Origin of the sequence: Amycolatopsis sp. SID8362, assembly GCF_010550475.1 — a bacterium.
GTDB classification, from domain to species: domain Bacteria; phylum Actinomycetota; class Actinomycetes; order Mycobacteriales; family Pseudonocardiaceae; genus Amycolatopsis; species Amycolatopsis eburnea.
In genome coordinates, this window is the sequence record NZ_JAAGNB010000582.1 from 1 (window position 1) to 6,197 (window position 6,197).

6 protein-coding genes and 1 pseudogene are annotated in these 6,197 nt (G+C 72.6%); 1 reads left to right on the forward strand and 6 read right to left on the reverse strand.

The annotated features are described in order from the left end of the window. The 4 genes from G3I65_RS18245 to G3I65_RS18260 form a co-directional block, all read right to left on the reverse strand. The coding region (locus G3I65_RS18245; protein WP_160697178.1) for a CaiB/BaiF CoA-transferase family protein at positions 1 to 1,064 on the reverse strand (1,064 nt) is incomplete at its 3' end. Beyond that, positions 1,061 to 1,780, reverse strand: a complete 720-nt coding sequence (locus G3I65_RS18250) for an enoyl-CoA hydratase/isomerase family protein (protein WP_160697179.1) — start codon at positions 1,778 to 1,780, stop codon at positions 1,061 to 1,063. The genes G3I65_RS18250 and G3I65_RS18245, both read right to left, overlap by 4 nt. Further along, positions 1,777 to 2,706 carry a hydroxymethylglutaryl-CoA lyase gene (locus G3I65_RS18255; RefSeq protein ID WP_160697180.1) on the reverse strand — a complete coding sequence of 310 codons (930 nt, stop codon included), beginning with the start codon at positions 2,704 to 2,706 and terminating at the stop codon, positions 1,777 to 1,779. The genes G3I65_RS18250 and G3I65_RS18255 overlap by 4 nt, the downstream gene beginning before the upstream one ends. Positions 2,707 to 2,758: 52 nt before the next feature. Next, positions 2,759 to 3,238, reverse strand: coding sequence for a MarR family winged helix-turn-helix transcriptional regulator (locus G3I65_RS18260; protein WP_160697181.1), 480 nt, complete (start codon positions 3,236 to 3,238; stop codon positions 2,759 to 2,761). A 100-nt stretch (positions 3,239 to 3,338) separates the two neighbouring features. Between G3I65_RS18260 and G3I65_RS18265 the strand changes: the two genes are divergently transcribed. Then, positions 3,339 to 4,679: an MFS transporter gene (locus G3I65_RS18265; RefSeq protein WP_160697182.1), complete on the forward strand. Its 1,341-nt coding sequence runs from the start codon at positions 3,339 to 3,341 to the stop codon at positions 4,677 to 4,679. Here the strand turns inward: G3I65_RS18265 and G3I65_RS18270 are convergent. Together G3I65_RS18270 and G3I65_RS18275 are read right to left on the reverse strand one after the other, a co-directional pair. After that, a complete protein-coding gene (locus tag G3I65_RS18270) occupies positions 4,660 to 5,463 on the reverse strand; it encodes a hypothetical protein (RefSeq protein ID WP_160697183.1) in 804 nt (267 codons plus the stop codon). The two genes, G3I65_RS18265 and G3I65_RS18270, sit on opposite strands and share 20 nt — an antisense overlap. Before the next feature lie 345 nt (positions 5,464 to 5,808). Further along, positions 5,809 to 6,197 (reverse strand): annotated as a pseudogene (locus G3I65_RS18275) (RNA polymerase subunit sigma-24); the annotation flags it as partial.

Genomic DNA, 6,197 nt, shown 5'->3' on the forward strand with positions numbered 1-6,197 from the left:
CCGCCGGTCTCGCGCAGGGGCGTCCGCAGCGCCGGGAACGTGCCCTCCGCCGGGTGGGTGAACTCGCCGACGACGCCGCGGGCGACGGCGTGCGGATCCGCGAGCGCTTCCCGCACCGAGCGGACCGCGCCCGCCGGGACGTCGGCCGCGCGCAGCTCCTTCACGAGCGCGTCCCGGTCGTGCCGGGCGATCGCCCCGCGCAGCGCCTTCATGACGCGGGCGCGTTGCTCGACCCGGCCGGAGTTGGTCCGCAGCAAGGGATCCGCGGCCAGTTCGCCGAGCCCGAGCACCGTGCACAGTGGACCCCAGTGCTGGTCGCTGCCGCTGATGTGCAGCCATTCCCCGTCCCCCGCCTGGAACGCCGCTGACGGCACGCGGCCGGGGTGCTCGGTGCCGGTCCGCACCGGGTCCTCGCCGAGCGCGAACAGGCGGGCCGCGTTGAGCGCGTGCAGGCTCAGTTGGACGTCCATCATGGACACGTCGAGGTGGCGCCCCCGCCCGGTCGCCGCGCGCCCGGCCAGTCCGGAAAGGACCGCGATGACCACCCAGAGCCCGGAAGTCAGGTCCGCCACCGGGATCCCGGTCTTCGACGGCGGCCCGTCGGGCTCGCCGGTCATCGCCATCACGCCGGACAGCGCCTGGAACACGGTGTCGTAGCCCTTGCGGTCACGGTCCGGGCCGGTCTGCCCGAAGCCGGTCGCCGACACGTAGACCAGGTCCGGCCGCGCCAGGTCCGCGTAGCCGAGGCCCATGCGGTCCATCGCGCCCGGCAGGAAGTTCTCGACCACGACGTCGGCGCGGGCCGCCAGCTTTCGCGCGACGGCCTGGCCGCGGGTGTCCTTGAGGTCCAGGGTCACGGACTTCTTGCCCCGGTTGAAGGCGAAGAAGTACGCGCTCTCGCCGTGCGGCAGGCGGGGTTCGAAGCCGCGGGTCTCGTCGCCGGTGCCCGGGCGCTCGACCTTGACGACGGTCGCGCCCAGCTCGGCGAGGATCTGCGTCGCCAGGGGAGCGGCGAGGACGCGGGAGAAATCGAGGACGGTGACGCCGGTCAGCGGGCCGGTCATGCGCGGAACCCCCGCATCAGCGCGTTGACGTCCTGCCCGGCGCGCATGGCGGCGTCGGCCGGCAGGTCGGCGACGCGGTAGAAGAGGTCCTTCGCGGCGGCGATCGCTCGCGGTTCGACCTTCGCCCAGTGCTCGGCGATCTCCAGCGCGGCGGGCAGGATTTCGCCGGGCGCGACGACCCGGTTGACCAGGCCGTGCTCGAAAGCCTCGGCCGCGGTGAGCAGGCGCCCGGTGCTGACCAGCTCGAACGCGAGCTTGCGGCCGAGGTGGTGGACGAGCCCGGTCATCACGAGCGCCGGGACGATCGAGTGCTTCAGCTCGGGGTAGCCGAACTTGAGGTCGGACCCCGCGACGACCATGTCCGCGCCGATCGCCAGCCCGGCACCGCCGCCCACCGCCGCGCCGCGCACGGCGCTGACCACGGGGATCCGCAGCTGCCGCGCCTGGACCTGCAGTTTCGCGGTCAGCGCGGCCCGCTCGAGGACGGCGTCGGCGTGGTCCGGTGTCAGCGAGGAGAACTCGCCGAGGTCGGCGCCCGCGCAGAAGCCGCGGCCGGCGCCGGTGAGCACCAGCGCACGGATCTCGCGGTCGGCGTCGGCCGCGGCGAAGGCTTCGCTGAGGTCGCGGGTGAGGGCGGTGTTCAACGCGTTGAGCTTCTCGGGCCGGTTCAGCGTCAGGACGCGGACGGCGCCGTGGTCCTCGGCGATGACGGTCACGGGTTCTCCTGGTTCGGGGTCGGGGTGAAGCCGGCGCGCGCCACCATGCTGTGCAGGGGACGGCCAAGTGCCGCTTCGCAGGCGGCGGACGCCTTGGCGAGCAGGTCGAGGTCGATCCCGGTCTCGACGCCCATCGCGGCGAACAGGCTGACCAGGTCCTCGGTGCAGACGTTGCCGGTCAGCCCGGCGCCGTAGGAGATCGCCGACGGGTGGCCGCCGACGCCGCCCATCGCGGTGTCGAAGTTCCGGCAGCCGGCGTCGAGGGCCGCGACGGCGTTGGCGATGCCGGTGCCGCGGGTGTTGTGGAAGTGCGCGACCACCGGCACGTCCGAGTCCAGGCGCTTGAAGAGCGCGCGGACCGACGGCGGGGTCGCGACGCCGGTCGTGTCGCCCAGGGTCACCAGGTCGGCGCCGAGGTCGGCGAAGCGGGCGACGTCCTCGGCGACGCGGCCGGGGTCGACCGCGCCCTCGAACGGGCAGCCGAACGCCACCGAGACCACGCCGACCAGCTTGAACCGGCCGCCGGCCAGCTCGGCCATTTCGGTGACGCGCTCCCACTGCCCGGCTCTCGACGTGCGCAGGTTGCGTTCGGTGTGGCTTTCGCTGGCCGAGACCAGCAGGCTCAGCTCGTCGGCGCCGTGCCCGGCGTCGAGGTCGGCCAGCGCGCGCCGCACCGCGCGCGGGTTGGGGCAGGTCGCCTTGAACCCGACGCCGGGGCGGCGCCGGATCTTCGCCAGGACGTCGGAGGCGTCCGAGAAGCCGGGCACCCGCCCGGGGTGGCTGTAGCTGGTCGCCTCGATGCGCCGGAACCCCGCGTCCGCGAAGGAATCGAGCAGCGCGACCTTGGTCGCGGTCGGCACGAACTCCGGCTCGTGCTGCAGCCCGTCGCGGGCGAAGCACTCGCAGAGTGTGACGGCGTCGGACATCGGGCCACCTTTCGTTCGGTGGCTCCAGATCTACGCGGCCGTGTTGACAAAGTCAACAGGAGTGGGCGCGCTCACGCTCCTCGACGGCCAGCGCCAGGTCGGCCAGCTTGTCGAGCGCGCCGCTCAGCGTCGCCGCCTCTTCGGGGGTCAGCGCGGCCAGGAACTCGGCGTCGCGCTCGTTGGCCGCGGTGATCAGGCCCCGGTAGACGCGGGTTCCCTCGGTGGTCAGCGCCAGCTGCGAGGTGCGGCCCGAGCCGGCCGTCCGGTCCACCAGGCCGCGCTCGGTCAGGCGGCTGACCACCCGGCTCATCTGCGCTTTGTCGAGCCCGGCGCGGCGGGCGAGGCGGTTCAGGGTGAGGGTGGGGTCGGCGGCGATGAGTGAAATCGCCCGCCATTCGCCGAGGCTGACGTCGAACTCCCGCCGGTAGCGCAGCGCGGCGCTGCGTGACATCGCCGACGACGTGCGGGAGAGCCGGTAGGAAAGGAGTCCCGTAATGGGCACGAGGTCTCGGCCGTCCACGCGTTCCGCCATGCCGGCCATCGTAGCCGTTACCGACCAGGTGTTGACAAACTCAACACTGACTGCCGACACTGCTGCCGCACGCCCCGCCTGACGAAGGAGTCGAGTAGCGATGGCCGAACAGCCCGCCGTCACCGGACGGCCCCCCGCGGTGGGTGACGCCGGACGCGCGTCGACCTACCGGACCATCGCCCTGCGGGTGATGCCGCTGCTCGTGGTCTGCTACGTGGTCAGCTTCATCGACCGGACGAACATCGGCATCGCGCAGCAGGGCCTCAAGCGCGACCTCGGCTTCGGCTCGGCGGTCTACGGGCTCGGCGTCACGCTGTTCTTCGTCGGGTTCATCCTCTTCGAGGTCCCCAGCAACGCGCTGCTGGCCAGGATCGGCGCCCGCAAGACGCTGGTCCGGATCATGGCGACCTGGGGCGTGGTCACGATCGCGACCCTGTTCGTCCAGGACGAGCTGACGTTCTACCTCGCGCGGTTCCTGCTCGGCGTGGCCGAAGCGGGTTTCTTCCCGGGCGCGCTCTACCTGCTGTCGCGGTGGTTCCCGTCCGCGCGCCGGACCCGGATGACCGCGGTGTTCTTCATCGGCGTCCCGGTCTCCGGGGTGCTCGGCTCGCTCGTCTCCGGCTGGATCATGCACGCGCTCGGCGGCGTCGCCGGCCTGGCCGACTGGCAGTGGCTCTTCCTGATCGAGGGCATCCCGCCGATCCTGCTCGCCGTCGCGGTCGCGTTCTTCCTCGCCGACGGGCCGGAGCAGGCGAAATGGCTGACGCCGGCGCAGAAGGCGCTCGTCGAGGCCGACCTGGCGGCCGAGCGGGCCGCGAAGCAGGACGCGCCGTCCCACCGCGGCGGCATGCTCTCGGCGTTGCGCGACCCGAAGGTCTGGATCCTCGGCCTGTGCGCCTGCGGCGCCTACACCCTGGCCAACGCCGTCTCGTACTGGACGCCGCGGATCATCGCCGAGGCCGGCGTCGGCGACGTGCTCAACCTCGGCTTTTTCTCGGCGATCCCGCCGCTGCTCGGCATCGCCGTGATGCTGCTGGTCGGCCGCCACTCCGACCGGACACTGGAGCGCCGCTGGCACGCGGCGGTGAGCTGGCTGGTGGCGGCCGCGGCGATGCTCGCGCTCGCGTTCTCCGGCGGCAGCGTCCTGGTGGTGGTCGTCCTGCTCGCGGTGATGGCGGCGGCGCACTACTCGGGCCTGACGGTGTTCTACTCGATCCCGTCGATCTACCTGAGCGACCGCGCCGCGGCGACGGGCATCGCGGTGGTGACGTCGATGGGCTCGTTCGCGGCCGCGGCTTCGCCGTCCCTGCTGGGCTTCATCCAGTCGGCGACCGGCAGCCTGTCACTGGGCCTGGTGATCAGCGCGGGCATCGTGCTGGTGGCGGTCGGCGTGCTGCTGGTCGGCGTGAAGGCGGGGGACCTCAAGGAGCAGCACCGGTAGGGCGGGATTCGAGCCACAGCTGCTCGAACTGCCCGACGCAGCAGCGCACGAAGTCCGGCTGGACCACCCGGAAGGCGACGAGCTGCTGGGCGGAGCCCGCGGTGAACGCGAGGAGCGCGACGGAGTCGTCGAAGATCGCCGTGTTCACGGCGTCGGTCGCGAACGGCCAGTCCACGACGCGGATCTCATGACGCGCGTGCCTGGCCGTTTCGCGGCGGAACTGCTCTGCCCAGTTCCGCATCTCGGCGTTGGGCGTGCAGATGAGGCGCCGGACCGAGCGGGGGCCGGGCCGGTCCGACCAAGCCAGGATGCCGTCGAAATACGCTGCCGCGGCCCGGCTGGTCTCCTCGTCGGTGAACCCCAGGAAGTACGCGGGCGGCCGCCGCCGGAGGAAGGTCGTCATGATCCGGTGCCGCGCCCGGTCCACCTCGGCGAGCATCGTCCGGTAGAAGTCGCTGCCGGTCAACGGCCGCAGCGGATCCGGCGGATCGGTCGCCGGGGTCATGACCCCCGGGCCGGAGTCGAGCTCGCGGTCGGCCGCCAGCCAGCGCCGCCGCCAGGCGGGAAGATCGCCGTCGCAGGCGACGACCAGCGCCGCGGTCTGCTCCCACGAGGGGAACCGGTGACCGTTGAGGATGGCCGAAACGGTGGCGTGGCTGGCGTGCAGTGCGGCCGCGAGCAGGCGCTGCTTCGGCCGTCCTGCCTGCCGGTGGAGATCGCGGAGCGCGAGGGCGAACCGCTCGACGGGGAGATCTGGGTTCAGGCGCCGTGGCTGTGCCGGCATGGTGTGGCCTCCGAAGACGGTCCGCCATTGCCCGTGATTGTCCGTGCCGTCCGCCCCGGTCCGGCGGTGCCGGCCGGAAATCGTTGTCATCCGGTCACTTCGCGCCATCACCCGGATTTTCGCCGGGCCACCGGATCCGTGGCTATACCTCGACGCCGAAGCCCCTTCCGGGGCACACGGAGAGGGAAAGGGTCGCGAATCATGAGAGCTCCCGGCCGGCTCGGCTTGTGCGCCGCTGTCGAAATCGCTTCCGCTCTGCTGAGCGCCGGCAACGCGTCCGGTGCTCCATGGGTGGTGGCCGCCCTCGTGGTGGTCGTCCACCTCCCGTGGCGGTGCCCGTCCGCCTCAGCGCCGCAGCACCGTCTCGTCGTCCAACCGGGACAGTTTCGCCGGGTTCCGCACCGCGTACAGGCCCGTGACGAGGCCGTCGTCCACGCGCAGCGCGAGCACCGTGTCGACCTCGCCGCCCCGGCGCAGGATCAGGGCCGGATGGCCGTTGACCTGCGCCGGGGTCAGCGTCCCGGTCGCGAAGTTGCCGATCCCCGCGGTGAGCAGGCGAGCGACCGCGGCCGCGCCCGTCACCGGGGTCGTCACGGCCTGGACGACGCCGCCGCCGTCGCCGAGGAACACCACGTCCGGGGCCAGGATCTCCAGCAGCTGCCGGAGGTCGCCGGTTTCGACCGCGCGCCGGAACGCCTCGAGCGCGTCCCGGGACGTCGTGGCGGAGACCCGGC

What these genes read in the sequence shown, in the direction of transcription:
- G3I65_RS18270 (WP_160697183.1), bottom strand. Translation starts at nt 5,463, where the DNA reads ATGCCGGCACAGCCACGGCGCCTGAACCCAGATCTCCCCGTCGAGCGG.
- G3I65_RS18255 (WP_160697180.1), bottom strand. Translation starts at nt 2,706, where the DNA reads ATGTCCGACGCCGTCACACTCTGCGAGTGCTTCGCCCGCGACGGGCTG.
- G3I65_RS18265 (WP_160697182.1), top strand. Translation starts at nt 3,339, where the DNA reads ATGGCCGAACAGCCCGCCGTCACCGGACGGCCCCCCGCGGTGGGTGAC.
- G3I65_RS18260 (WP_160697181.1), bottom strand. Translation starts at nt 3,238, where the DNA reads ATGGCGGAACGCGTGGACGGCCGAGACCTCGTGCCCATTACGGGACTC.